The following is a 25,370-nucleotide window of genomic DNA, read 5'->3' as shown; positions in this document are numbered from 1 at the left end:
CTCGCGGCCGGCTTCTCTTTGAAGAGTCCGAAAGAATGGCGATCACGCTCTCTGGCGATCAGGCAATACCCGGCCCGCCCCTGTCGTCCCGGCTGACCCCGGCGCAGGTCTGGGGCATCCTCCTGCTAACACCTTATCTGCTCGTCTTCCTTGCCTTCGTCGTCTATCCCGTCTGCTACGGGCTCTGGCTGGCACGCGATCCGGCGAACTATGTGGCGCTGTATCACGACCCGATCTTCGCGCGCGCTGCAATCAACACGCTGATCTTCCTGGTCGTCGGCATCAACATCAAGATGATGATTGCGCTGTTCCTGTCCGGCTTTTTCGCGCAGCAGCGCACCTGGATCAGATGGCTGTCGGTGATCTTCATCCTGCCCTGGGCGGTGCCGTCGATCCCGACCATCCTGTCGGTGCGCTTCATGCTCAATCCCGAATGGGGCATGGTCAACCACTTCATCTTCTCCCTGACCGGCGATGACGGCCCGAACTGGCTGAACGACCCGACCGTCGCGCTGTGCATGGCGATCGCCGTGCACATCTGGAAGTCGCTGCCGTTCTGGACGCTGATCCTGATCACCGGGCGCCTTGCGATCTCGCACGATCTGTTCGAGGCCGCCGAGGTCGACGGTGCCAGCTGGTGGCAGAAATTCCGCTACATCACCTGGCCGTCGATGCAGACGCTCTACGTCACCTGCACGCTGCTCTCGATGATCTGGACGCTGGGCGATTTCAACAGCGTCTACCTGCTCACCGGCGGCGGACCTGCCGACCTCACGCACGTGCTGGCGACGCTCGGCATCCGCTATCTTCGGCTCGACCAGCTCTCGCTCGCGATGGCATCCATCGTCTGCGCGATGCCGTTCGTCCTGCCACTGGTTTATTTCATGATGAAACGGTTGTCGCGATGAAGCTTCCCTCCCTCCGTGACGTCGCGACGGAAGCGCGGCTGCTGCTGATCGGCATTCCCGTCTTCCTGTGGACGATGATCCCGATCTACCACATGTTCCTGTTCGCGATCTCCCCGAAGGAGGACGCGTTCTCGGGCAAGCTGTGGCCGGACCATCCGACGCTGCACAACTTCGAAATCGTGTTCAAGCAGCAGCACTACTTCCTGCGCGACTTCTACGCCCAGTTCTGGAATTCGACGCTGATCGCAGTCTCCGTGGGCGTGCTCACGCTGTTCATCGCGACCGCCGCGGCGTTCGCGATTTCGCGATTGAAGGTGCCGGGCGGCCGCGCCGTGCTGAACCTCGCGCTCTTCACCTATTTCATTCCGGCGGCGTTCCTCGCGGTCCCGATGTATCGCACGATGGGCAATTACGGCCTGCTCAACAATCACTGGTCGCTGATCCTGGCCATGGTGACGATCGCCTCACCTTACGCGATCTGGGTGCTGAAGCAGGCCTCGGACAAGCTGCCGGTGGAGCTGGACGAAGCCGCGGTGATGGACGGCGCCACCACGCTGCAGATCTTCCGCCTGGTCTATTTGCCGCTGATGATGCCCTCGCTGGTCGCGATCGGCACCTATGCGGTGCTGCTGGCCTGGAACGAGTATCTCTACGCGTTCCTGCTGCTGTCGAACGACCGCGACATCACCCTCCCCGTCGCGCTCGGCAACTTCCTCGCCGCCGACGACTCGCCTTGGGAGCTGCTGATGACGACGGGCTTCATCTACGCGCTGCCGCCGGCCGCGGTCTATTACGCCTTCCGCCGCTACATGGTGGGCGGGCTCACGGCGGGTGCGGTGAAGTCGTAAGCTCTTCTTTCGTCATTGCGAGCCACCGGGTCCGCGCGGAGCGCGGCCCGATCACAAGCTCCGCGAAGCAATCCAGACTACTGCAGAGACAGACTGGATTGCTTCGTCGCAAGAACTCCACGCAATGACAGCAGAGCCTCACAGCGGCGCCGCGCTCTCGCCCTGCGAGCTCGACAGCTTGGAGGCGAGCGAGGCGATGACAATGACGACCGCGATCAGGGCGATCACAAGCGTACAGATCGCGTTGATCTCGGGCTTCACGCCGAGCCGCACCTCCGAGTAGATGCGGATCGGCAGCGTCGCCGAGCCTGGGCCGGTGGTGAAGCTCGCGATCACGAGGTCATCGAGCGACAGCGTGAACGCCAGCATCCAGCCGGCGACGATTGCAGGGGCGATCAGCGGCAGCGTTACGACAACGAACGCACCGACGGGATTGCAGCCGAGATCCATCGCCGCCTCCTCCAGCGAGCGATCGAGCGAGCCGAGGCGCGACTGCACGACCACCGTGACGAAGCACATGGTGAGCGTGGTGTGGGCGATCGTCACCGTCCAGAAACCGCGCTCAACGTTCAGCGCAACGAACAGCAAGAGCAGCGACAATCCGGTGATCACCTCCGGCATCACCAGCGGTGCGTAGAGCATGCCTGAGAACAGGGTGCGACCACGAAAGCGTTCACCGCGCGACAGCGCCACCGCTGCGAGCGTGCCGAGCAGCGTCGCGATCGTCGCGGAGGCGACAGCGACCCGCAGGCTCATCCAGGCCGCCTCGATCATGGCGCGATCGTTGAACAACTCATGATACCAGCGCAGCGACCAGCCGCCCCACACCGTCACCAGGCGCGAAGCGTTGAAGGAATAGAGAACGAGGATCAGGATCGGCAAATAGAGGAACGCCAGCCCCAGCGCGAGCGAGGCGATGTTGAAGCGGGACAGGCGGGAGACCTTGCGCATCGCGCTATCTTCCCTGTTCCAGCTGCCGCTTCTGCAGCCGCTCGTACAGCAAGAGCGGCACCAGCAGCACGACCAGCAGCACGATCGCGGCAGCCGAGGCAACCGGCCAGTCCTTGTTGGTGAAGAATTCGAGCCACAGGGTCTGGCCGATCATCAGCGCGTTGGAGCCGGCCAGGAGATCCGGGATGACGAATTCGCCGACGATCGGGATGAAGCACAGCAGCACGCCGGCGCCGACGCCGGGCAGCGACAGCGGAAAAGTCACGAGCCAGAACACCTGCCAGGGCGGCGCGCCGAGATCGGAGGCCGCCTCCTCCAGCGCCGGCTCCATCTTGGCGAGCGTGGCGTAGAGCGGCAGCACCATGAATGGCAGGTAGGAATAAACGATGCCGATATACATCGCGGTGTCGGTGGCGAGCCACACCACTGGCTGGCTGACCAGATGCAGCGCGAGCAGGATCTGGTTGAGCAGGCCGTCGTGCTGAAGAATGTTGATCCAGGCATAGATGCGGATCAGGAACGAGGTCCAGAACGGCACGATCACAAGCACCATCGCCACCGCCTGCCAGCGCTTCGGCAGCCGCGCCATGCCATAGGCGATGGGATACCCGATCAGCAGCAACAGCGCAGTCGCGGTGACGGCGACGGTCAGGCTGCGCAAATAGGCGAAGACGTAGATGTCGTCGGAGGCGAGCAGCTTGAAATTGTCGACCGAGAGCGCAGCGAACGCCGCCTTCAGCGCGTCCCATCCCGCCGTCAGGTCGAACACCGGCTCGTAAGGCGGCTGCGCGATCGCGGTCTGCGACAGGCTGATCTTGAGCACGAAGCCGAACGGCACCAGGAAGAACAGCACCATCCAGACATAGGGCGCGATGGCCGCGAAGCGCGCCGGCTTTGCGAAGATGCGGCGCGAGCTCATGATTGCAGCACCACGCAATCGTCGGGCGTGAACCAGGCGACGACATGCTGGTTCAGGCTGTAGGCGTCGACGTCCAGCCGCGCGCTGTTAGCGACCGACGCCTGCAGCATCCCGCCGGTGTCGAGCTTCACCTTGTAGGTGGTGGTACCGCCGAGATAGCAGATGTCGGCGATCACGCCCTCGAGCGTGTTGATCGCCGTCTCGCGACCGGCCTCGTTGACCGGGGCCCGGCGCGACAGCTTGATCTTCTCGGGGCGGATCGCGACCGCCAGTTTTCCGGCGCCGACGGCCTCGCGCGGCTCGGTCACCACCAGCGCGCCCGCATCGCGGGTGCCAATGACCAAACGACGACCGTCGCGCAATTTCGATTCGCCGTCGAACAGATTGATGTCGCCGACGAACTCGGCGACCCAGCGCGAACGCGGCGCCTCGTAGAGCTCGCGGGGGCTGGCGACCTGGGCGAGCTTTCCGGCGTTCATCACGCCGATTCTATCAGCCATCGTCATCGCCTCCTCCTGGTCGTGGGTGACGATGATGAAGGTCATGCCGAGCCGCCGCTGCAGCTCCATCAGCTCGGCTTGCGTGCTCTCGCGTAGCTTCTTGTCAAGCGCTGCGAGCGGCTCGTCGAGCAGCAGGAGCTGCGGCCGGCGCGCCAAGGCGCGGGCGAGCGCCACGCGCTGGCGCTGACCGCCGGACAGCTGGTCCGGCTTGCGCTTCTCCAATCCCTCGAGCTTGACCAGCGCCACCATCTCCGCGACGCGCGTGGCGATGTCGGCACGCGGCATGCCGGCGCGCTTCAGGCCGAAGGCAATGTTGTCGCGTACCGAAAGATGCGGGAACAGCGCATAGTTCTGGAACATCATGTTGATCGGGCGCTCGTGCGGCAGCGCCTGCGCGATATCCTTGCCGCCGAGCAGGATACGCCCCTCGTCCGGCGCCTCGAAGCCCGCGAGCATGCGCAAGAGCGTGGTCTTGCCGCAGCCGCTCGGGCCGAGCAGCGCGAAGAACTCGCCGGCCTTGATATCGAGCGACACGCCGTCGACGGCGCGGAACATACCGAAGGTCTTGGCGACGCCCTCGATGAGCAGCAGCGGCTGGCCGGTCGCCGGACATGCGTCTCCGCCAGCCGTTTCAGCCGCAACGTTCATCCCGGGCAACTCTTCCGCCATGGTCCCTGCCAACCCCGATTCCGCCGCACGCTAGCGGCCGATTGGCTTTTGCTCAACCGGTTCGGGGAAAACTTACATCGCGCCGCCGTAGCCCGGATGGAGCGAAGCGGAATCCGGGCTACACCAGTGACCGGCTCAGATCCGCCATGAACGCCGCCAGCGCGTCGTGGTCCGTCGCAGGCATTGTCAGGCCCAGCTTGGAACGGCGCCACAGAACGTCATCCGGAAAACGCGCCCACTCGCAGGTCATGAGATATCGCACCTCCGCGCCGGTCAGTTCGGGACCGAAGGCTGGGCCAAGCTCTTTTCGCGTCCTTGCTTCACCGAGCACGGCCGCCAATCGCGAGCCGTAGGCCGCGACCAGGCGCTGGGCTTCCGGCTCGGACAGAAAGCGCCAGCGCTCGCGTGCGAGGTCGACCTCGGTGTCGAAACGATCCCAGGCGAAATCTCCACCTGGCAGCGCTGCGCCGGCGGTCCAGGGCGGCGACATCGGATAGAACGGCGTCAGCCTCGTCACCGCCCGCTCGGCGCGCCGGCGCGCGGTGGTGAGGTCGCCGCCGAACATCGTGATCAGCGGTGCCTTGCGCCGGCGCGCGTGGAACAGGGTTGTGCCCTCGCGTTGCCGCGCGGACGCCGGTCTCAGATTGACGCCGCAGACCGCCCGGACCACGTCGGTCGGGGCGACGCGCTCGCGGAAGTAGCGGCTCGCCGCTTCGCAGAGATAACCGACATCGGCCCCTCGCACCGCCACGATGGTGGGGTCGCCGGTGAAATCGTGCGTGACTGTGCCGATCAGCGTGAACGCGCGCTCAAACGGGCTTGCGAAGATCAGTCGGCCGTCGCTGTTCTGGAACACGTAGACATTGTCTGAATCGAACAGCCTGGGCACGATGATCTGGCTCATCTGCATGGCCGTGGCGGCGGGCTGCGGCTGGCGCAGGACGGTCTCCGCGACGATCGAGGTCCAGCCGCCACTGGTATTGGCCAGCGCCCTTGCTGTAACGGAGCGGCGGTGGCCGCGATCGACCACGGCGAGCCGCCAGATGTCGGTTCGGTCGGCACGCACGCAGCGCGCCCCGGTCCGGATCGTCGCACCACGCTCGGCGGCGTCCAGCGCCGTGAGCACGACAAGGCGGGAATCGTCGACGATACAGTCCGAATATTCGAACGCCGTGCCGAACGGGCGCTTCAGCGCGTTGCCGACCGGGTGATGGGTGATGTCGAGGGTCGTCGATCCGGGCAGGCCGCTCCGGCCGGCGAGGACGTCATAAAGAAACAGGCCGGCCCGCAGCAGCCACGGCGGACGCTCGTCCACATGTGCAGGAATCACAAAACGCATCGGCCGCACCAGATGCGGCGCGATGGCGAGCCAGGTCCGGCGCTCGGCCAGTGCCCGGCGCACCCGCCAAAAGCCGCGGCGCTCCAGCACCGAGAGATCGCCGTGGATCAGCCGCGGTGTGGCCGACGACGCCGCGCCGCCGAGATCGCCCTGCTCGAACAGGATCACCCGCAGGCCGCGGCCCGCCGCATCGCGGGCGAGGCTGACGCCGTTCAGGCCGCCGCCGATGATCGCGAGGTCGTAATCCGCCATGAAGCCGTCGAATGGGAGCGAAGCACTCCCATCCACTAGAGCGATTTCCGTTCCGATGAAATCGGAACGGTGGCTCTAGATTCATATTCTGACGCGTTTTCTTGACGCGAGCCGCTGTCCACTTCGCTCGAAAACGCTCTAACCGGTCTTCAGCGCAAGCTCCATGGCTTCGGCGCGGCCGACGAGCCCGGCATATTTGCCGATCGGCAACGGCTTGCCGAGCAGATAGCCCTGCACCCCGTCACAGCCTTCCTTGGCGAGGAAGGCGAGCTGGTCGAGCGTCTCGACGCCCTCGGCGATGATCGACATTTCGAGGCCGTGGCCGAGGTCGATGACGGCGCGCACGATCGCCGCCGATTGCGGGTTGCGGCCGAGATTGATGATGAAGGCGCGGTCGATCTTGATCTTGTCGAACGGGAACGCCTGGAGATAGCTCAGCGAAGAATAGCCGCTGCCGAAATCGTCCATGGAGATGCGCACGCCGAGCGCCTTCAGGCGGCGCAGCAGCGCAAGGCCGCGATCGAAATCCTCGATCAGAACACCTTCGGTGATCTCGAGCTCGAGCCGGCCGGGTGCGAGGCCCGTCTCGATCAGGATCGAATGGACGAGGCCGACCACGTCGCCGTGCATGAACTGCGCCGGCGACAGATTGACCGCGACCTGCAGCGGCTTCGGCCAGGACGCCGCCTCGCGGCAGGCCTCGCGCAGGATCCACTCGCCCATCTCGACGATGAGGCCGCTCTCCTCGGCGATGGGAATGAATTCGGCCGGCGAAACCTGGCCGCGCACCGGATGCTGCCAGCGCGCCAGCGCCTCGAAGCCGATGATCTCGCTCTCGGCGACGCTGTGGCCCGCGGCCCCCTGCGGCTGGAAGGCGAGCGAGAGCTCGCCGTTCTTGACCGCCATGGAGAGGTCCTGGTGCAGCACGCGGCGGTCGCGGATCTGCTGGTCCATCTCGGGCTGGTAGAGGCTGATCGTGCCGCGCGACTTCTGCTTGGCGCGGAACAGCGCCGCGCCGGCATTGGCGAGCAGCGAGGCGCCATCGGTGCCATTGTGGGGAAAGACCGACATGCCCGTGGTGATGCCGGCGCGGACCGGCCGGCCGTCGATCTGAAAATCCTTCGCGACGGCTTCGCCGATCTGCTGCGCCAGCGCGAGGCCGGCCTCGGGCTGCTTGCCGTCGATGATCAGGCCGAACTCGTCCCCGGACAGGCGCGCCACCACGCCGCCGCGTGCGGAATCCTGGAGCCGATGGGCGACCTCGATCAGGAGCTTGTCGCCGAGCGCATGGCCGAAGACGTCGTTGACCTCCTTGAGGCCGTCGAGGTCGACGCAGAGCACGGCGAACTCCTCGCCGGTGCCCTCGCAAGCCTCGATCATCTGGGTCAGAGCCTGCAGGAAGGCGGCGCGATTCGGCAGATCGGTGAGGCCGTCGTGATAGGCCATGTGCGCCATGCGCGACTCGGTCTGCCGGCGGTCGGTGACATCCTCGTGGGTCTTGATCAGATATTGCGGCTCGCCGGCATCGTTGACCACAGTGGCGCGGCGGGTCAGGAACAGCCGCAGGCCGCCCTTGGTGGAGATCGGATGCTCCTCGGTGATCATCCCGCGCTTCTTGATCGCGGCCTCGTCGCGCGCGACGATCAGCTTGGCTTCCTTGGCGTTGAAGATGTCGGACGCGGTCAGTCCGGTGGCTTCCTCGCGCCTGCGGTTGAGGATCGTCTCCGCGCTGCGGTTGGCGAGCAGATAGCGGCCGTCCTTGACCTGCTCCACGATCAGCGCAACCGGGATGTTGTCGACCACGAGCTCGAGGAACTTCTTGGTGCTCTCCAGCTCCTGCGACAGCGAGCGGCGGTCGGTGATGTCCTCGAACAGGATGAGCAGAAATTCGGGCTTGTTGCTCTCGTTGCGGACCACGATCCGGATCGAGGCGACCATGCGCCGCGCGCCGGCACGATCCACCTCGAACTCATTGCGGTGCTGGCCATCGGGCGAATTGAGCGCGGCCTGGTCAGCGGCCTCGATGCTGGCCGCCGAGGCCGACGCAAACAGCTCCCGTGCATTCCTGCCGACGGCGAAGTCCCGCGACAATCCCCAGAACTTCTCATAGGCGCTGTTGGCGAAGATGTAGCAGCCGTCCTCGATGTTCTTGGCCGCCACGCAGGCCGGCACATGATCGAGCACCGATTCCAGGAACTGCTTGGTGGAGGCGAGCTGCCGCGACAGGTTGCGCTGCTCGGTGACGTCGAGATGGGTCGCCACCGAGCCGCCGTTCGGCAACACGAAATACTTCACCAGGATAGCCCGTCCGTCCGGCAGTTCCGTGGTCAGGCCATTGGCGCTCGATGCCTTTTGGTAAAATTCGTCATCGGTGACGCCGAGCACTCCGCGCTCGCGGCGCAGCCTCAGGATGTCGCAACCGGTCATGTTGGGCCGGAGGTCGGATCGCGTCAGGCCATAGATCTCTAGATAGCGGTCATTGCAGAAGATGACGCGGCGCTGCGCATCCGTCATCACCACGCCCTGGTTGAGGTTGTTCATGGCGGAGGAGATGAAGGCGTTGCGACGCAGCTGCAAACGGCTGGACCGGCGCAGCGAGGAATGGATCCACAGCCCGATCGCGGCGAGGAACGAGCAGACCACGATGCCCGCGATGAGGGCTTCCCAGATCACGCCGGGATCAAGCCTGGTGGGATCGCCCGGAACGGCAAGGCTGTCCGATGCCGCAAAGGCGCGCGCAGGCGCGCCCGTAACGGCCAGGCATAGGAGGGCGTGCACAGCAATCGAAAGCGTGCTGCCCACGTGCCAGTTCTTCTCAGCCATCAGCCACCCGCGATTTCAACGTCGGATTGTCTGGCCTCGCGGGTTTGGATCGGGTAAACGCCTGTGGGCACAACAGAATAATGTGACATAAAATGCGGCAATTGCCCTGACATGATAAACGACTTCTTAACGGAAGCCCCGCCTGCGCCGCCGCATCCGGACCGTGCGCCACCGGTGCTTCCAACTGGTCTCCTGCACAACCATGGATAGGGTCGATTGCGTCGTCATCGGAGCCGGCGTGGTCGGGCTCGCGGTGGCCCGGAAGCTCGCCCAGGCCGGGCGCGAGGTGATCGTACTGGAGGAAGCCGAGGCGATCGGCACCGTCACCTCCTCGCGCAACAGCGAGGTGATCCATGCCGGCATCTACTACCGGGCCGGGAGCTGGATGGCGCGCATGTGCGTGGCAGGCAAGCACGCGCTGTACCGCTACTGCGCCGAGCGCGGCATCCCGCACAAAAATTGCGGCAAGCTGATCGTCGCGACCAGCCCGAAGGAGACCGAGAAGCTGCAATCGATCAAGGCGCATGCCGAGGCCAACGGCGTGCTCGACATGCAGCTGCTCTCGGGCGAGGCCGCACGCGCGCTGGAGCCGGCGCTCGCCTGCGACGCCGCGCTGCTGTCACCGTCGACGGGCATCATCGACAGCCATTCCTACATGCTCTCGCTGCGCGGCGAAGCCGAGGACGCCGGCGCAGCTTTCGCGTTTCACACCCCGCTGATCCGTGCCAAGGCGGCGGCCGGCCTCATCGAGATCGATGCCGGCGGCGAGGCACCGATGACGCTGCAATGCAGCCTCCTCGTCAACGCCGCGGGGCTGTCGGCAACGCATGTGGCGCGCAGCATCGACGGCATGCCGCTGGACCGGATTCCGCCGGCCTATCTCGCCAAGGGAAACTACTTCAGCTGCAACGCCAGGGCGCCGTTCTCGCGCCTGATCTATCCGGTGCCCGAGCCCGGCGGCCTGGGCGTGCACCTGACGCTGGACATGGCAGGACAGGCGCGCTTCGGGCCTGACGTCGAATGGATCGAGACGATCGACTACGAGGTCGATCCGTCACGCGCCGAGCGCTTCTATCCCGCGATCCGCAAATACTGGCCGACGCTGCCTGACGGCGCGCTGATGCCGAGCTATTCGGGCATCCGCCCGAAGATCGTGCCGCCGGCCGTGGCCACGCAGGATTTCTTGATGCAGGGCCCGCGCGATCACGGCGTTGCAGGCCTGATCAATCTGTTCGGCATCGAATCGCCGGGACTGACGTCCTCGCTCGCGATCGCCGATCACGTCGCCGAGCTCGCAGATATCGACAGTGTTTCGAGAAGCGGATAAGTGTGCGCGTCGAGAGCCACGGGTCCAAGCAAGAGTGAGCGCCGCACAACCGTGTTGCACGGTACACACCTTGCAGCAGGGATGAGCACGGATGCTCTCATCCCTGCGTGAAGGACGTGATCAACTCTACACTGTCACGGGGGTTACTAGTGGAGCGTGTCGCCAGATTGCTTCAGACGCTCGATCTGGTCCTTGACCATCAACTTCCGGCGCTTCAACTCAACAATTTGCAGGTCGTCTGTTGAAAGGTGCACGAGAGCTTCGTGCAATTCGTTTTCGAGAAGTTTGTGCTTCCGTTCCAATTCAACGAGATGTGCCTGAATTGTCATTCGAAACCTCCTCGGTAGGGTTGAACCTTTAGGATTCGATCCGGACAACCAAGTCTACATCACCGATTCGTCCTGTCGATGGGTATCCGTCGTTGCAGCGTCATTTTTGAAAGTTCATATGTAACGAAGCGTGACTAAGGGAACCACGCCGGAAAAATCCATGATATCAATACGCCGACGCACCGCCGCAGCTCCCTGCAGAAATATGTTGCTGGAGATCGGGGACGAGGGATCGCAGATCGCTTGCGATCACGCGGCGCAAGGACGATAATTTCCACAGGGCATCCACAGCCCGGATCTCACGCCTATCGGTTTTCGGCCACCGCAGACATGACCAATGAAGATGAGCGTGAGCTCGAAGCCGAGCTCACCCGGTTGCAGCAGGAACACCGAGATCTCGATGCGGCGATCGATGCATTGCATCAATCGCCCGCCCCCGACCTGTTGCGGTTACAGCGCCTGAAGAAGCGCAAGCTGTTGTTGCGCGACCGCATCGCGTTCATCGAAGACCAGATCACCCCCGACATCATCGCCTGACCGTGAGCCGGTCTTGCGCGGCGCCCCGCCGCTTCCGAATCCGCTTGACTCAATAAGAACAAAATAGGAACATTCGCGGGCGCCCCAACACCTCAGAGAACGCTCAAGGACAACACACGAGGACAACGCAGATGTCGGCAACCGCCCTTTTCGACAACAGCCATTACGAACAGGCCTGCGATCAGGCGATCGCGATGTGCGACGGCAATCTGCGCAGCACCATCAAGGCGCTGATCATGGCCAACGAATATCTGGAAGCCGAGCTGGAGGAATTGCAGGCGGCGATTTCAGCCGGCTGCATTCCGGAGATCTCGCGCAGCAAGATGCGGAGCAAGAGCAGCGCCGCATAATCTTCAACCTTGGAGCAACGCCATGTCGGATGTGACCTATTACGTTGCAATGCCCTTCTTGATCGATGACGACGGATCACCCGTCGCAGGCGCTGCAGAGGAGTGTCAGTCCTCGACGGCGGCGCTGCGACGCGCAGAGATGCTGGCGCGCGGCGCCGGCCATATCGGCGCGATCGCGTTCAGCCGCAGCGGCGATCCCATGACCGGCGAATTCGGCGACGCGACGCTGCTGCGCAAGTTCGGCAACGTGCCGGAAGATCTTGCCACCCTCTAGACTAGCGCTCGCCGCCGACCAGCCTGATCCGCGGCTCGTGCCGGCGGCTCGCCTTGCGCACATACATGGCGGCATCCGCATCCTCCAGGGCGCGGCCTGCAGCGGATTGCGGACCGAGCAGCGCGACGCCGGCCGAGGCGCCCGCGGCCACGTGCTGGCCGCGAAAAACGAATGACAATTCGTCGATCGCCTGCTCCAAGGCCGCAGCCTTGACCTTCGCATCGGTCTCGCTGAGATTCCAGAGCAGCAGCGCGAACTCGTCGCCCCCGAGCCGGCCGACCACGTCGGAGGCGCGGATCTGTCGCGTCAGCGTGGCGACAATCGCCTTGAGCACCTCATCGCCGGCGGCATGACCGAAGGAATCGTTGATCGGCTTCAGCCGATCGACGTCGAGCACGATCAGCGCCCCGCTGGCGCGGTAGCGCTTCATATAGGCGATGGCGCGCGCGAGCTCGCGCTCGAAACCGCGCCGGTTGGGAATCCCGAGCAGGAAATCGGTATCGGCGGCCGCCTCGAGCTCCGAGATCCGCAGCAGGGCCGCCTTGAGCTTGCTCCTGAGGCCGCGGATGATCGCCTTGCCGTCATCGGCAGCCGGCGCTCTGCGCAAGGCCGGTTTGGCCGCGCGGCTCGAAACGGCTTTGGATCGGGCGGCGCTCATGTTCCGGCCCTTTCTGGCCTTCGCAGGGCTCGCCCTTTTCGGTTTCTTCATGGGCATCGTGCTCAATGAAGGCTTGCGGGGATTCACCAAGACAGGATAGTGGATTCCCTTCTCCTTGCCACCGCCTTGCGAGCCGCCGGCCGGAATCATTAATCTGGCCTATCTCTCTGTTTTTCTGGGCACAATTGACGTCATGACCGCGCCGATCGCCATCATCATGGGAAGCCAGTCGGACTGGGACACGATGCGGCACGCCGCCGACACGCTTGACGCGCTCGGCATTGCTGCCGACAGCCGCATCGTCTCGGCCCACCGCACGCCCGACCGGCTGTTCGCATTCGCCAAGGGTGCCAAGGCCGCAGGCTACAAGATTATCATCGCCGGCGCCGGTGGCGCGGCCCATCTGCCCGGCATGGCGGCGGCGCTGACGGAACTCCCGGTGTTTGGTGTTCCCGTCGAATCCAAGACGCTCAGGGGCGTCGATTCGCTCTATTCGATCGTCCAGATGCCCGCGGGCATTCCGGTCGGCACCCTCGCCATCGGCAAGGCCGGCGCGATCAATGCCGCGCTGCTGGCAGCCGCCGTGCTGGCATTGTCCGACCCCGCCCTGTCGGATCGCCTCGCCGCCTGGCGCAAGGCCCAGACCGAGGCGGTCGCCGAGCGGCCGGAGGACAAGGCGTGACGGACACCAGGCACGTGAAGCTGAAGCCCGGTGACACCATCGGAATCCTCGGCGGCGGACAATTGGGCCGGATGCTTGCCATGGCCGCGGCGCGACTCGGCCTGCGCTGCCAGGTGTTCTCGCCCGATCCGGATTCACCGGCCTTCGACGTCGTGCTGAACGCGACCTGCGCCGAATATGCCGACGTCGAGGCGCTCGAATTGTTCGCGCATGATGTCGACGTCATCACCTACGAATTCGAGAACGTGCCGGCGGCAGCCGCGCTGGTATTGGACGCGCGCCGCCCGGTGCTGCCCAACCGCAAGATCCTCGAGACGACCCAGGACCGGCTCGCCGAGAAGGATTTCGTGACGAAGCTCGGGATCGGCACTGCCGCCTACGCCGACGTCACCTCCGTCTCCTCGCTGCGCGAGGCGATCGCCAGGATCGGCCTTCCAGCGGTGCTGAAAACCCGCCGCTTCGGCTATGACGGCAAGGGCCAGGCCATCATCCGCGAGGGCGACGACATCGCGAAGGTGTGGACCAGCCTCGCCACCAAATCGGCGATCCTGGAGGCCTTCGTGCCCTACGAGCGCGAGATCTCCGTGATCGCCGCGCGCGCGGCCACGGGCGAGGTCGAGTGCTTCGACGTCACCGAGAACGAGCACCGCGACCACATCCTGAAGATATCGCGTGCGCCCGCGCCGATTCCTGACGCGCTCGCCGAGGAGGCGCGCAGCATCGCGAGCAAAATCGCAAGCGCGCTCGACTATGTCGGCGTGCTCGCGGTCGAGATGTTCGTGCTGGCAGGCGGCACCGGACCGAAGGTGCTGGTCAACGAGATCGCGCCGCGCGTGCACAATTCCGGGCACTGGACGCTCGACGGCGCCTCCGTCTCACAGTTCGAGCAGCACATCCGCGCCATCGCCGGCTGGCCGCTCGGCAAGCCGGTGCGCCACGGCGAGGTCGTCACCATGACCAACCTGATCGGCGACGAGATCAACGATTACGAAAAGTGGCTGAGCGTGCCGGGCGCGACCGTGCACATCTACGGCAAGGGCGCGCCGCGCCCCGGCCGCAAGATGGGCCACGTGACAGAAGTCAGGCCGCCCCGGGACAAGTGACGGGATCGCAGCAAGAGCTGCAATCCCGCCGGGTGATTGTGACTACGCCGTCTTCACGCCCGCAACGACGCCGCTGGGCTCCTCGCTGAGCCAGCGATAGATCACCCCGCCGAGCGCGCCGCCGATCAGCGGCGCGACCCAGAACAGCCACAGCTGCGACAGCGCCCAGCCGCCGACGAACAACGCCGGGCCGGTGCTGCGCGCCGGGTTCACCGAGGTGTTGGTGACGGGAATGCTGACGAGGTGGATCATCACCAGCGCGAGCCCGATCGCCAGCGGAGCGAAACCCGCCGGCGCGCGCCCATGGGTCGCCCCCATGATGATGAACAGGAACATCATGGTCATCACCACCTCGGTGAGGAAGCCGGCCATCATGCTGTACTGACCGGGCGAATGCGCGCCATAGCCGTTGGAGGCGAAGCCCTTGCTGACGTCGAAGCCGGGCGCCCCACTCGCAATGACATAGAGCAGCGATGCGGCGACAATCGCGCCCGCCACCTGGGCGATCACATAAGGCAGGATCTGGCCGGCCGGAAAGCGGCCGCCGGCGGCGAGACCGACCGTGACGGCCGGATTCAGATGGCACCCGGAGATGTGGCCGATCGCGTAGGCCATGGTGACGACGCTCAATCCGAAAGCCAGGGACACGCCGACCAGCCCGATCCCGACCTGCGGGAAGCCGGCGGCGATCACCGCGCTTCCGCAGCCCGCGAATGTCAGCCAGAAGGTGCCGATGGCTTCGGCAGCATATTTTTTGATGTCCATTGTAGTCCCTCATTGCAAAGATTCCGGAACAAAGCTCCGGTGCGGCCCCGTCCTCGGCGCCAAATCGCCCAAATCGGGGCCGCATGGAGGTATTTTCGCCGCATTTAATGGCCGAACTTGGCCCGAAAATCCGCTTGGCCGGTGGACATCTGCGGTTTTGTCTGATACATCCGCGCGCTCAAGGTTAAGGGCTTGCGCGTTTCGCCATCCCCTTTGACTTACCAGAATTCAAATCCGATCCACCTGAAGAGGATGCCGCGTGCAGGTTCTCGTTCGCGATAACAATGTTGATCAAGCCCTCAAGGCGCTGAAGAAGAAGATGCAGCGCGAGGGAATTTTCCGCGAGATGAAGCTCCGCGGTCATTACGAGAAGCCCTCCGAGAAGAAGGCCCGCGAAAAGGCCGAGGCCGTGCGCCGCGCGCGCAAGCTGGCCCGCAAGAAGCTGCAGCGCGAAGGCCTGCTGCCGATGAAGCCGAAGCCGGTGTTCGGCGCCGGCCCGGGCGGTGATCGCGGCGGTCGTGGCGGCCCCGGTGCAGGTCCGCGCGGACCGCGCTGAGCCGATTCAGCAAGACTTTAGTTTTCGATGACGCGGGCCCCGGGCCCGCGTTATTGTTTTGAGGACTTGTCGGATCAAGCTCTAGCGCGAGCCAACCGTAGATGGCCTCCCCTTTCTCCCAGCGCGGCCTTCCGCGACGGCGCCGGATCTGGCAGCCGCCGCTCGCGGCGGCCCTGACGGGGATCGTGCTGGGCGGCTGCTCGTTCGATCTGGGATCACTGATGCCGGAGAAGGACAAGCCGCAGGAGGCCCCCAAGGCCGCCGCGCCGGCCGAGAGCGCGGTGAGCGCCGGCAACGTCACCGAAGCCCAGGCCCATACCGCGAAGGCTCAGTCTCTGGCGAAGTCAGGCGAGGCCGCGGCAGCGCTCGACGAGTTCAATCGCGCGATCGGCCTCGATCCCTACAATGCGCAGGCGCTCTATGGCCGCGCCCTGATCTACCAGGGCAACAACCAGCACGACTTCGCGATCGCCGATTTCAGCGCCGCCAGCGGACTCAACCCGCAAAAGGCCGAGCCGCTGCTGGGCCGCGCCAACAGCTATCTCGCGCTCGGCAAGGTCAAGGAGGCCGCAGCCGATCTCGACGAAGCCTCCGAGGCCGATCCGAACAATGCCCAGGTCTGGACCGCGCGCGGTCAGGTCTATGAGCGCTTGGGCGACAAAGCCAAGGCGGCGGCGTCCTACACCAAGGCGGTTGCGCTTCGTCCACGCGACGAACCCGCTCGCAGCGGTCTCGCCCGCGTCGGCGGCTGACGGTTTGGCGGAGGCTGAGCGGAGTTCTAGTCGGGCGTGGCGCTCTTGGGCAGAACGGCGTTGAACATCGACTTCATGCCCGACAGCATCTCGTCGGCGACATTGGTCTTCTTCGGCCGCGGCAGGGCGGCGCCCGCATCGGCACGCAGGTCGAGCGGCGGTGCGATGACCGGCACGGGAATGTCGGCCGGCGGCGTCACCCGATTCGGATCATCGTTGCCGATCGAGGCCGTGTAGGGCGGATTGGAGCCCCCATTGCCATAGGCCTCGGGTGAGGGCGTCGAGACATTGATCGGCGGCGGCAGCGGACGGACTGGAGACGGCTCCACATTCACGACACGCGGAGCCTCCGGCGTGCGGGCGGCGTCCCGCACCGCAGGCTCAGCCGGCTTGGTCTCCGACGCGCGAGCCTCGGCAGGCTTGGTTTCCGACGACCTGGCCTCAGCAGCCTTGCCCTCGGGCGACTTGCGCAGGCGCTCGATCGCAGCACGCGCCAGATCGTTGGCGTCGGGAGCCGCGGAAGCCGCCGTCGGGGCCGAATTGGCCTCAACCACGGGAGCAGAAGCCGCCGGTGCGGATTTCGCCGCGGCCTTGTCGCGGGCAGAGGGACGTCCGCGCGGACCGGTGTCAGCGGGAGCCACGTCTGCGGCCTTGGTCTCGGCGGCCGGCGGATGATCGACCGGCTTCTCGACCGCCGCCTTGTCCGTCACGCTCTTCTCGGGGATGCCCTTGGCCTTGACGCCGGAGGCGGGAAGGTTGGCGGTATCGGTGGGTTTGCCGTCGCTGCCGGTCTGGGCAGGCGCGGTCACGGCGGCTGGGGTGTCGGCGGCCGGCTTGGCGTTGATGTAATGATTGACGATGTAGGCCCCGATGATCGTCGCGAGCACCGAGGGGAAAATATCCATCGAAATTTTTGCGAGGTATTTCAGCATTCCGACCACACTCCCCGCGCGACCTGATGCGGGAACTTTAGGGCATTGTGAGGGATCAACTGCGACGGATCGATGGCAAACAGGGGCGCGACCCTAGCGTTTCAGCTCAATTTCAAGGAACACGATCTCAGTTGAGGTTTCGTTAAGTACGTCATGCTGGACACCGGCCTTGCGGAAATAGGATTTCCCGGCGGCAAGCTGCGCCTTGGACCTTTCGCCATTGGGCGCGACGATGGTCATCTCGCCGGCGGCGACCGGAACGATCACATAGTCCATGCCATGGGTGTGATGGCCGGTGGCGCTGCCGGGGGCAAGCCGCCATTCGGTCACCCGGACCTCTTCGTTGTCGACCTGAACCTCGGACTTGGCGGCAAGCACTGGGAGCTCCTTCTAGGGTACGAAAACCATGAACACGTAGACGGCAAATACCACCATATGCACCAGGCCGAACAGGACATTGGTCCTGCCCGTGCCGAAGGTCAGCATGCTCAGGAAGAAGGTCAGCAGCAGGAGCACGCTGCCCTGGGCGCCGAGGCCGAGCTCGAGCTCCTTGTCGAGCGCGTAAGTGGCGACCCCGACGGCAGGAATGGTCAGGCCGATGGTCGCCAGCGACGATCCCAGAGCGAGGTTGATGCTCTTCTGGAGGTCGTTCTGGCGGGCCGCCGAGACGGCCGCGACGCCTTCCGGCATCAGGATTAGAAGCGCGACCAGAAGCCCGGCAAAGGCCGGCGGCGCGCCGATCTTGGCCGCGACGGCGTCGACCACCAGCGAGAATTTCTTGGAGAGCAGCACGACCGCCAGCAGCGCGATCAGCAGCAGCACGACGCTGAGCACCAGCATCCTGCCCGACAGATGCACCTCGCCGCTGCCGGCGTACGCCCGCTCGTGGACGAAGTAATCCTTGTGCAGGACCGTCTGGGTGTAGAGAAACACCGCATAGAGCGCCAGCGTGACCACGTCGACGAAGCCGAGCTGGACCGCCGAATAGACAGGCCCCGGCGTGGTGGTGGTGTAGTTCGGCAGGATGAGCGTGATGGTCGCGAGCGCGAACAGGACGCTGAGATAGACGTTGGCGCCGGAGAGCTGAAAACCCTGCTCGCGATAGCGCAGGCCGCCGATGAAGATGCAGAGCCCGACGAGGCCGTTGCAGACGATCATGACCACGGCGAACACGGTGTCGCGCGCCAGTGCCGGGGCAGGCTTGTCGCCCAGCATGATCGTGGTGATCAGCGCGACCTCGATGATGGTCACCGAGAGCGTCAGCACCAGCGTGCCGTAGGGTTCGCCGACCCGCTCCGCGATCACCTCGGCATGATGAACCGCCGCGAACACCGTGCCGAACAGGATGACCAGAAGGACGACGGTGAAGAGAAGACCGCCAAACGACAGCGTGAAGACGTAATCCGTGGCGCTGACGGCTGCGAACAACAGCAGGGCCAGCGCCGGAAAGACCCAGGCCGACCGGGGCATCGGATCATGCGCGCTCATCCATCGGCTCCAACTACAAAGCGAGCAATAGCAAATCGGCCGGCGGATTCAATGCCAGTGCAGGATCGGTGCGACCGGCAGGAACGTCAGCAACAGGAACAGCGGGATCAGCACGGCGCCGGCGCGCAGGAGATAACCGAAGAAGCTCGGCATCGCGACGCCGTTCTCGCGGGCGATGCTGCTCACCATGAAGTTCGGCGCGTTGCCGATATAGGTGAGCGCTCCCATGTAGACCGCTCCCATGGAGATCGAGGCGAGCGTGCCCGAGAGCTGATGCATCAGCACCTGCGGATTGCCGCCGGCGAGCTCGAAGAACAGCAGATAGGTCGGCGCATTGTCGAGGAACGCGGACATCAGGCCGGTGAACCAGAAATAAACGACCTCGCGCGGCGCGCCATCCGGCGCCGTCACCGCCGACAGCAGCCAGGCGAACGCGCCGTGATGGCCGGCATTGAGCATGGCAATGACCGGGATGATGGCGACGAAGATGCCCGCGAACAGTTTTGCGACCTCGCGGATCGGCTCCCAGGTGAAGCCGTTGGCCTGCCTGTGCTCGTCGGGCGTCAGCCACACCGACAGCGCCGCGATGGCCAGCAGCGCCAGGTTGCGCGCGACGTCCTCCAGCTCCAGCTTGGTACCGAAAATGTCGAAGGCAATGTCGGGCCTCCACATCGCCGAAGCGAGAAGGCTGGCGACGATGGCTGCGATCAGCACCAGATTGACGAGGCCGCGGATGCGCAACGGCTCTCCCCGGCCTGTGTCGGCGGGCGGCGGCTCACTGCGAAAGCGCCAGACGTCGACGACGGCGAAGATCGCGAGCAGCAGGACGGCGACGAGTGCTGTCTGCAACCAGATGGTCCGCGTGGTCCAGAAGAAGTCAACGCCATGCAGGAAGCCGACGAACAGCGGGGGATCGCCGAGCGGGCTCAGCGCGCCGCCGACGTTGGCCACCAGGATGATGAAGAAGATGACGACATGGGTGTTGTGGCGCCGCTGCCGGTTGGCGCGGATCAAGGGGCGGATCAGGATCATCGCGGCACCCGTGGTGCCGACGATGCTCGCCCCCAGCGTGCCGAGCGCGAGGATGCCGACATTCGCCGCCGGCGTGCCCTTGATGTCGCCGGTGATGAGGATGCCGCCGGCCACGACATAGAGAGCGAACAGCAGCACGATGAAGCCGAGATATTCGGCGAGCATGGCATGGACCAGCGCCGCCAAGGTCGCCGCGCCGCCGGCAAAGACGACGAGCGCGGCGAGCGCCAGCAGCGACCAGGCGGCGGTGATCTTGCCGTAGTGGTGATGCCAGATCTTCGGCAACAGCAGCGGCCCCATTGCAATCGACAGCAACAAGCCGGCAAAGGGCAGCGCATAGGGCCAGCGCATCGCCGCACCATCGAGGCCGGTCGCGGCAAGCGCATTCTGCGGCAGAAGCGTCAAGCAGGAGACGGCGAGCGCGGGGATGTAACGTTGAGCCAAGCCGTCAGCCGCCAATGAAGCCTCTCGCCGTTTCGATCGCGCCATATTGATCGAGATCGTCGTGCCCGCCGCCCTCGATGCGAACGAACCGCTTGGGCTCGCGGGCGAGCGCGAACAGACGCTCTCCGAAGACGATCGAAATGACAAGGTCATTGGTGCCATGCATGACGAGCAGCGGCACCGTGACGCGCGACATGCGCTGGTCCGAATGGAACGGGTCGCGCATCAGAAGGCGGACCGGAACGAACCAGAACGATGACCCCGCAATGTCGGCCGTCGACGTATAGGGCGCCTCCAGGATGAGTTTTCCAACGCGATGCTCCGAGGCGAGCGCGACCGCGACGCCCGTCCCGAGCGAAAAGCCCCAGGCGACGATTCGTTCCGCCGCATAGCGCGCGGTGGTGAACGCGTAGGCGGCTGCAGCGTCGCGCAGCAGGCCCTGCTCGCTCGGCATCCCGCTCGAGCCGCCATAGCCGCGATAGGACAGCGCAACGAGGCCGGTGCCGTCGGCAGTCATCGCCTTGAAACGGCCGACGCGGCCGGCGAGAAAATCGCCATTGCCGTGGAAGTAGAGGATCACGGAACGACCGGGCTTGGCCGGCACGTGCCAGACGATGACCTGCTCGCCATCAGACGTGGTCAGGACATGCTCTTGCGCCTCGGGAAGGCCCGCAGCATCGGGTGCGGTGCGGCCGGCGGGCGGGATCGGAAACAGCATCTCGCGCTGGCGGACGTACAGCACGAGGAGACCGGCGCAATAGACGGTCAGGAGCACGATGGCGATCCACTTGACAATGCTCATCATTGCGCGGCCGCTCCCTCGCTTGAGACTAGGGCTTGCGACGGCTCCGCAGCAATTTCATGACGTCGGTCGCAGGCTCGCCGGAACGTCGCGGCAGCTGCACGCCGCCTTGTGGGCAGCGTGCCAGGCGACGCGCTGCTCGCGCACGCCTTGGGCGGCATGCGATCGGACTGGTGCCATTCCTAATTGATGGCCACGGTCCCTCCCCCCGTCACATCGCCTTGACGATGTTCTCGGTGACCTTCTTGGCGTCGCCGAGCAGCATCATGGTGTTGTCGCGGTAGAACAGCGGATTGTCGATACCGGCATAGCCCGACGCCAGCGAGCGCTTGATGAACATCACCGTGCCGGCCTTCCAGACCTGGAGCACCGGCATGCCGTAGATCGGCGAAGTCTTGTCCTCTTCGGCCGCCGGGTTGGTGACGTCGTTGGCGCCGATCACGAAGGCAATGTCGGCCTGCGCGAATTCGGAGTTGATGTCCTCGAGCTCGAACACCTCGTCATAGGGCACGTTGGCTTCGGCCAGCAGCACGTTCATGTGGCCGGGCATGCGGCCGGCGACCGGGTGAATGGCGTATTTCACCTCGACGCCTTCCTTCTTGAGCATGTCCGCCATCTCGCGCAGCGCGTGCTGGGCCTGCGCCACCGCCATGCCGTAGCCGGGCACGATGATGACCTTGGAGGCGTTCTTCATGATGAAGGCCGCATCGTCCGCCGAGCCGAGCTTGGCGGGCTTCTGCTCGCCCGTGGCGCCGCCGGCCGCCGCGGTCTCACCGCCGAAGCCGCCGAGGATGACCGAGATGAAGGACCGGTTCATCGCGTGGCACATGATGTAGGACAGGATCGCGCCCGAGGAACCGACCAGCGCGCCGGTGATGATCAGCGCGGAATTGCCGAGCGTGAAGCCGATGCCGGCGGCCGCCCAACCCGAATAGGAGTTCAGCATCGAGATCACGACCGGCATGTCGGCGCCGCCGATCGGGATGATCATGAGCACGCCGAGCGCCAGCGCGATGATGGTGATCATCCAGAAGTCGAACGCGCCGCCGGTGAGGACGAGACGGACGATGAAGAACACCAGCGCGACGGCCAGCGCGATGTTGATGATGTGGCGGAACGGCAGGATGATCGGCGCGCCGCTCATGCGCGCGGACAGCTTCAGGAAGGCGATCACCGAGCCGGTGAAGGTCAGCGCGCCGATGGCGACACCGAGCGACATTTCGACCAGACTTGATGCATGAATGGCGCCAGGCTTGCCGATGTCGAAGGCCTCAGGCGCGTAGAACGCGCCGGCAGCGACCAGCACCGCGGCCATGCCGACCAGCGAGTGGAAGGCGGCGACCAGTTCCGGCATCGAGGTCATCGGCACGCGGCGGGCGATCACCGCGCCGATGCCGCCGCCGATCGCGACCGCGAGGATCACGAGGACCCAGGCCACGCCATCCGCCGGCGGATGGCTCGCCAGCGTGGTGGCGACCGCGATCGCCATGCCGATCATGCCGAACAGATTGCCCTGGCGCGAGGTTGCCGGGCTCGACAGCCCGCGCAGCGACAGGATGAACAGCACCCCCGCCACGAGATACAAGAATGCAGAGAGATTGGCGCTCATCTCAGGTCCCCATTGATCCCTTCAGCCCGAGGTGGCCGCTTACTTCGACTTCTTCTTGTACATCGCCAGCATGCGCTGGGTGACAAGGAAGCCGCCGAAAATGTTCACGCAGGCGAAGACGAGCGCGACGAAGCCGAAGCCGCGCGCCCAGCCCGAGCCGCTCGAAACCATGCCGACGCCGACCGCGAGCAGCGCGCCGACCACGATCACCGAGGAGATCGCGTTGGTCACGCTCATCAGCGGCGTGTGCAGCGCCGGCGTCACCGACCACACCACGAAATAGCCGACGAAGACGGCGAGGACGAAGATCGACAGCCGGAAGATGAAGGGGTCGACGACCTGTGCAGCGTGCTCCATGGCAATCTCTCCTTAAGCTTTCGGCTGGAAGTTCGGGTGGATCACGGCGCCGTCCTTCGTCAGCGCGGTAGCCTTGACGAGTTCGTCGTCCCAGTTGACGGCGAGCTTCTTCTCTTTCTTGTCGACCATGGTCTCGATGAAGGAGAACAGATTGCGCGCGTAGAGGCTGGAGGCCGAGGCCGCAACGCGACCCGCAACGTTGGTGTAGCCGACGATCTTGATGCCATCGAGGTCGACGACTTCGCCGGCCTTGGCGCCCTCGACATTGCCGCCGCGTTCGACGGCGAGATCGACCAGCACCGAGCCGGGCTTCATCGACTTGACCATGTCGGCACTGACGAGCTTCGGCGCCGGGCGGCCCGGAATCAGCGCGGTGGTGATGACGATGTCCTGCTTCTTGATGTGCTCGGCGGTGAGCGCGGCCTGCTTGGCCTGGTATTCTTTCGACATTTCCTTGGCGTAGCCGCCGGCGGTCTGCGCGTTCTTGAACTCCTCGTCCTCGACGGCGAGGAATTTCGCGCCGAGGGATTCCACCTGCTCCTTGGTGGCAGGCCGCACGTCGGTCGCGGTCACGACGGCGCCGAGACGGCGCGCGGTCGCGATCGCCTGGAGGCCGGCGACGCCGACGCCCATCACGAACACCTTTGCGGCAGGCACGGTGCCGGCTGCGGTCATCATCATCGGAAAGGCGCGGCCGAAGGCTTCGGCGCCCTCGATCACGGCGCGGTAGCCGGCGAGGTTGGCCTGCGAGGACAGCACGTCCATCACCTGCGCTCGGGTGATGCGCGGCATCAATTCCATCGCGAAGGCGGCGATGCCGGCATCGGCCATCGTCTTCAGCGCGGCATCGTTGCCGTAGGGGTCCATGATGGCGATGACGAGGGCGCCGCGCTTGTACTGCGCCAGCTCGGATGCCTCAGGGCGCTTCACCTTGATGATGATGTCGGCGTCCTTGAGCGCGTCAGCGCTGACGGTGGCGCCGACCGCGGTGAATTCGGAATCCGGCAGGCCCGATTTGATGCCGGCACCCGGCTCGACGGCGATCTCGGCGCCCAACGCCTTGAACTTCTTCACCGTATCAGGCGAAGCGGCGACCCGCGGCTCCGACGGATCTATTTCTTTGGCAACGGCGATCTTCATAGGCCCTCCGGCGACGCGGACAAAAACGCGCACGCGAACTTAGCGTTACTCCCGCAACGTTTGGATACCGGTTTTGAAACCGGCTTGTATGCAAATTTAATGAGCAGCCGCCGGCGTTGGCGGATGCAGCCGACGATGGATCAGGTCAGAAAGACCGCCATCAGGATCACGATGAGCGCGACCGAGACCGTGCCGTACTTCACCAGCTTGATGAAGCCCTCATAGGTCTGCTCGTGGGCAACGTAGTCGTTGCCGTCGGCGATGGTGTACGCCACTTCGCTATGGTCAGCCATGGAATGTCCCCAGTCGAACGTCGAATTCTCGGGCTGGGATACCTGAAAGATTTAGACAGGGCAACGGCACCGAGGCGGGGTTTTCCCTCAAATCGGGTCATTTGGAATTCCAATTGTCCCGGATCCATCGCGTCAGACTCTCCTCACTGACTTCGCCGGCGGCGAGGGAGAGGATGATCGTTGTCGCTTCCGCGGGATCGGGGCTGAAAGCTACGCCGTTCTTGCGAAGAAAAGCCATCATGGCCATGAAGGCGATGCGCTTGTTTCCATCGACGAATGCATGATTTTTCGCGAGGCCGAATGCATAGGCTGCAGCGAGTTCGTCCAACGGCGCCTGTTCCGAGCGCCATTTGTTGATCGGGCGCTCCAGCGCCGAGCGCAGCATGCCTTCGTCGCGCAATCCCGGCGCACCGCCGAAGCGCCGGAGCTGTCGACCATGAATTGCGACAGCCTGCTCGTAAGTGACCCAGAGCGGCTCCTGAGGATCGCTCATGCGCATCGCCAGCTATTTTGCGAGCGCAGCGAGCGTGTCGCGATACTTATCCATGATCTCGTCGGCGATCTCCATCGTCCGCTCGAAATCGGGGTCGTAGGGCAGCAGCTGAAAACCACCACCAGGCAATTCCACCACATGCAATTGCTGGCCGCGCTTGAGATCGAGGCGCTGCATCAGCTCGCGTGGCAACAGCAAACCATCCGAATTGCCGATCTTCTTGATCTCAATTTTCATG

At 64.8% G+C, this 25,370-nt stretch carries 29 protein-coding genes; 10 read left to right on the top strand and 19 right to left on the bottom strand.

The features are described from left to right. Positions 1–35: 35 nt before the first annotated feature. Positions 36–908 carry a carbohydrate ABC transporter permease gene (locus GA0061099_RS12505; RefSeq protein ID WP_035998764.1) on the top strand — a complete coding sequence of 291 codons (873 nt, stop codon included), beginning with the start codon at positions 36–38 and terminating at the stop codon, positions 906–908. After that, the gene (locus tag GA0061099_RS12500) at positions 905–1,756 is read left to right on the top strand and encodes a carbohydrate ABC transporter permease (RefSeq protein ID WP_035998760.1); all 852 of its coding nucleotides are present in this window, start codon (positions 905–907) and stop codon (positions 1,754–1,756) included. Before GA0061099_RS12505 ends, GA0061099_RS12500 begins: the two co-directional genes overlap by 4 nt. 138 nt (positions 1,757–1,894) lie before the next feature. Here the strand turns inward: GA0061099_RS12500 and GA0061099_RS12495 are convergent, their stop codons facing one another. The 5 genes from GA0061099_RS12495 to GA0061099_RS12475 form a co-directional block, all read right to left on the bottom strand. Next, complete coding sequence (locus GA0061099_RS12495; RefSeq protein WP_036021974.1) at positions 1,895–2,707, bottom strand: ABC transporter permease; 813 nt, start codon at positions 2,705–2,707, stop codon at positions 1,895–1,897. Positions 2,708–2,711: 4 nt separating this feature from the next. After that, positions 2,712–3,626, bottom strand: coding sequence for an ABC transporter permease (locus GA0061099_RS12490; RefSeq protein WP_036021971.1), 915 nt, complete (start codon positions 3,624–3,626; stop codon positions 2,712–2,714). Continuing rightward, a complete protein-coding gene (locus GA0061099_RS12485; RefSeq protein WP_036021970.1) occupies positions 3,623–4,795 on the bottom strand; it encodes an ABC transporter ATP-binding protein in 1,173 nt (390 codons plus the stop codon). Before GA0061099_RS12485 ends, GA0061099_RS12490 begins: the two co-directional genes overlap by 4 nt. A 118-nt stretch (positions 4,796–4,913) precedes the next feature. Next, entirely contained in the window at positions 4,914–6,386 is a 1,473-nt protein-coding gene (locus GA0061099_RS12480) for a glycerol-3-phosphate dehydrogenase (protein WP_036021999.1), read from the bottom strand. A 138-nt stretch (positions 6,387–6,524) separates the two neighbouring features. Then, complete coding sequence (locus GA0061099_RS12475; protein WP_036021968.1) at positions 6,525–9,209, bottom strand: EAL domain-containing protein; 2,685 nt, start codon at positions 9,207–9,209, stop codon at positions 6,525–6,527. A gap of 202 nt (positions 9,210–9,411) precedes the next feature. On the opposite strand from GA0061099_RS12475, the gene GA0061099_RS12470 reads away from it, so the two are divergent. Beyond that, on the top strand, positions 9,412–10,536 hold the full coding sequence (locus GA0061099_RS12470) for an NAD(P)/FAD-dependent oxidoreductase (protein WP_036021966.1): 1,125 nt from the start codon (positions 9,412–9,414) through the stop codon (positions 10,534–10,536). Between the two features lie 146 nt (positions 10,537–10,682). Here GA0061099_RS12470 and GA0061099_RS12465 read toward each other — a convergent pair whose 3' ends face one another. Beyond that, positions 10,683–10,865, bottom strand: a complete 183-nt coding sequence (locus GA0061099_RS12465; protein WP_008546178.1) for a YdcH family protein — start codon at positions 10,863–10,865, stop codon at positions 10,683–10,685. 330 nt (positions 10,866–11,195) lie between these two features. On the opposite strand from GA0061099_RS12465, the gene GA0061099_RS12460 reads away from it, so the two are divergent. From GA0061099_RS12460 to GA0061099_RS12450, 3 genes are all read left to right on the top strand, one after another. Beyond that, positions 11,196–11,402, top strand: a complete 207-nt coding sequence (locus GA0061099_RS12460; protein ID WP_008546179.1) for a YdcH family protein — start codon at positions 11,196–11,198, stop codon at positions 11,400–11,402. A 131-nt stretch (positions 11,403–11,533) separates the two neighbouring features. Next, positions 11,534–11,752, top strand: a complete 219-nt coding sequence (locus GA0061099_RS12455; RefSeq protein ID WP_035998725.1) for a hypothetical protein — start codon at positions 11,534–11,536, stop codon at positions 11,750–11,752. Positions 11,753–11,774: 22 nt separating this feature from the next. Then, positions 11,775–12,026, top strand: coding sequence for a hypothetical protein (locus tag GA0061099_RS12450; RefSeq protein WP_036021965.1), 252 nt, complete (start codon positions 11,775–11,777; stop codon positions 12,024–12,026). A gap of 1 nt (position 12,027) precedes the next feature. Here the strand turns inward: GA0061099_RS12450 and GA0061099_RS12445 are convergent, their stop codons facing one another. Further along, positions 12,028–12,735 (bottom strand): GGDEF domain-containing protein, encoded by a 708-nt coding sequence (locus GA0061099_RS12445; RefSeq protein WP_050995844.1) that lies wholly within the window; start codon positions 12,733–12,735, stop codon positions 12,028–12,030. A gap of 142 nt (positions 12,736–12,877) precedes the next feature. On the opposite strand from GA0061099_RS12445, the gene purE reads away from it, so the two are divergent. Further along, positions 12,878–13,366, top strand: a complete 489-nt coding sequence (gene purE, locus GA0061099_RS12440; protein WP_036021962.1) for a 5-(carboxyamino)imidazole ribonucleotide mutase — start codon at positions 12,878–12,880, stop codon at positions 13,364–13,366. Further along, complete coding sequence (locus tag GA0061099_RS12435; RefSeq protein ID WP_036021959.1) at positions 13,363–14,469, top strand: 5-(carboxyamino)imidazole ribonucleotide synthase; 1,107 nt, start codon at positions 13,363–13,365, stop codon at positions 14,467–14,469. Before purE ends, GA0061099_RS12435 begins: the two co-directional genes overlap by 4 nt. A gap of 42 nt (positions 14,470–14,511) precedes the next feature. Here GA0061099_RS12435 and aqpZ read toward each other — a convergent pair whose 3' ends face one another. Further along, the gene (aqpZ, locus tag GA0061099_RS12430; protein ID WP_035998714.1) at positions 14,512–15,234 is read right to left on the bottom strand and encodes an aquaporin Z; all 723 of its coding nucleotides are present in this window, start codon (positions 15,232–15,234) and stop codon (positions 14,512–14,514) included. Between the two features lie 259 nt (positions 15,235–15,493). Here aqpZ and rpsU point away from each other — a divergent pair, with 259 nt between their 5' ends. Both rpsU and GA0061099_RS12420 read left to right on the top strand, forming a co-directional pair. After that, entirely contained in the window at positions 15,494–15,790 is a 297-nt protein-coding gene (rpsU, locus tag GA0061099_RS12425) for a 30S ribosomal protein S21 (RefSeq protein ID WP_008546194.1), read from the top strand. A gap of 101 nt (positions 15,791–15,891) precedes the next feature. Continuing rightward, positions 15,892–16,542 carry a tetratricopeptide repeat protein gene (locus tag GA0061099_RS12420; protein WP_074447704.1) on the top strand — a complete coding sequence of 217 codons (651 nt, stop codon included), beginning with the start codon at positions 15,892–15,894 and terminating at the stop codon, positions 16,540–16,542. A 26-nt stretch (positions 16,543–16,568) separates the two neighbouring features. Here GA0061099_RS12420 and GA0061099_RS12415 read toward each other — a convergent pair whose 3' ends face one another. The 11 genes from GA0061099_RS12415 to GA0061099_RS12365 all read right to left on the bottom strand — a co-directional run bounded on the left by GA0061099_RS12415 (position 16,569) and on the right by GA0061099_RS12365 (position 25,369). Beyond that, on the bottom strand, positions 16,569–17,474 hold the full coding sequence (locus GA0061099_RS12415) for a hypothetical protein (RefSeq protein WP_036021950.1): 906 nt from the start codon (positions 17,472–17,474) through the stop codon (positions 16,569–16,571). Positions 17,475–17,567: 93 nt separating this feature from the next. Beyond that, a complete protein-coding gene (locus GA0061099_RS12410; protein WP_036021948.1) occupies positions 17,568–17,852 on the bottom strand; it encodes a cupin domain-containing protein in 285 nt (94 codons plus the stop codon). Positions 17,853–17,864: 12 nt separating this feature from the next. Then, positions 17,865–18,962, bottom strand: coding sequence for a calcium:cation antiporter (locus GA0061099_RS12405; RefSeq protein WP_035998688.1), 1,098 nt, complete (start codon positions 18,960–18,962; stop codon positions 17,865–17,867). Between the two features lie 48 nt (positions 18,963–19,010). Continuing rightward, positions 19,011–20,345: a sodium:proton antiporter gene (locus GA0061099_RS12400; RefSeq protein ID WP_035998706.1), complete on the bottom strand. Its 1,335-nt coding sequence runs from the start codon at positions 20,343–20,345 to the stop codon at positions 19,011–19,013. A gap of 97 nt (positions 20,346–20,442) precedes the next feature. Beyond that, on the bottom strand, positions 20,443–21,240 hold the full coding sequence (locus GA0061099_RS12395; protein ID WP_035998702.1) for an alpha/beta hydrolase: 798 nt from the start codon (positions 21,238–21,240) through the stop codon (positions 20,443–20,445). A 211-nt stretch (positions 21,241–21,451) separates the two neighbouring features. Next, positions 21,452–22,849 (bottom strand): NAD(P)(+) transhydrogenase (Re/Si-specific) subunit beta, encoded by a 1,398-nt coding sequence (locus tag GA0061099_RS12390; protein WP_035998685.1) that lies wholly within the window; start codon positions 22,847–22,849, stop codon positions 21,452–21,454. Positions 22,850–22,888: 39 nt separating this feature from the next. Next, the gene (locus tag GA0061099_RS12385) at positions 22,889–23,206 is read right to left on the bottom strand and encodes a proton-translocating transhydrogenase family protein (protein ID WP_035998681.1); all 318 of its coding nucleotides are present in this window, start codon (positions 23,204–23,206) and stop codon (positions 22,889–22,891) included. Positions 23,207–23,218: 12 nt separating this feature from the next. Beyond that, the gene (locus GA0061099_RS12380; RefSeq protein ID WP_036021943.1) at positions 23,219–24,346 is read right to left on the bottom strand and encodes a Re/Si-specific NAD(P)(+) transhydrogenase subunit alpha; all 1,128 of its coding nucleotides are present in this window, start codon (positions 24,344–24,346) and stop codon (positions 23,219–23,221) included. Positions 24,347–24,486: 140 nt separating this feature from the next. Beyond that, positions 24,487–24,639: an aa3-type cytochrome c oxidase subunit IV gene (locus tag GA0061099_RS12375; RefSeq protein WP_036021940.1), complete on the bottom strand. Its 153-nt coding sequence runs from the start codon at positions 24,637–24,639 to the stop codon at positions 24,487–24,489. 97 nt (positions 24,640–24,736) lie between these two features. Next, positions 24,737–25,132, bottom strand: coding sequence for a type II toxin-antitoxin system death-on-curing family toxin (locus GA0061099_RS12370; RefSeq protein ID WP_074447732.1), 396 nt, complete (start codon positions 25,130–25,132; stop codon positions 24,737–24,739). Between the two features lie 12 nt (positions 25,133–25,144). Next, a complete protein-coding gene (locus GA0061099_RS12365; RefSeq protein WP_035998672.1) occupies positions 25,145–25,369 on the bottom strand; it encodes an AbrB/MazE/SpoVT family DNA-binding domain-containing protein in 225 nt (74 codons plus the stop codon). Position 25,370: the final 1 nt, after the last annotated feature.

This window comes from Bradyrhizobium yuanmingense (assembly GCF_900094575.1).
Taxonomy (GTDB): domain Bacteria; phylum Pseudomonadota; class Alphaproteobacteria; order Rhizobiales; family Xanthobacteraceae; genus Bradyrhizobium; species Bradyrhizobium yuanmingense.
The sequence above is the reverse complement of the archived record's forward strand: the minus strand, read 5'-3'. Positions and strand labels throughout refer to the sequence as shown.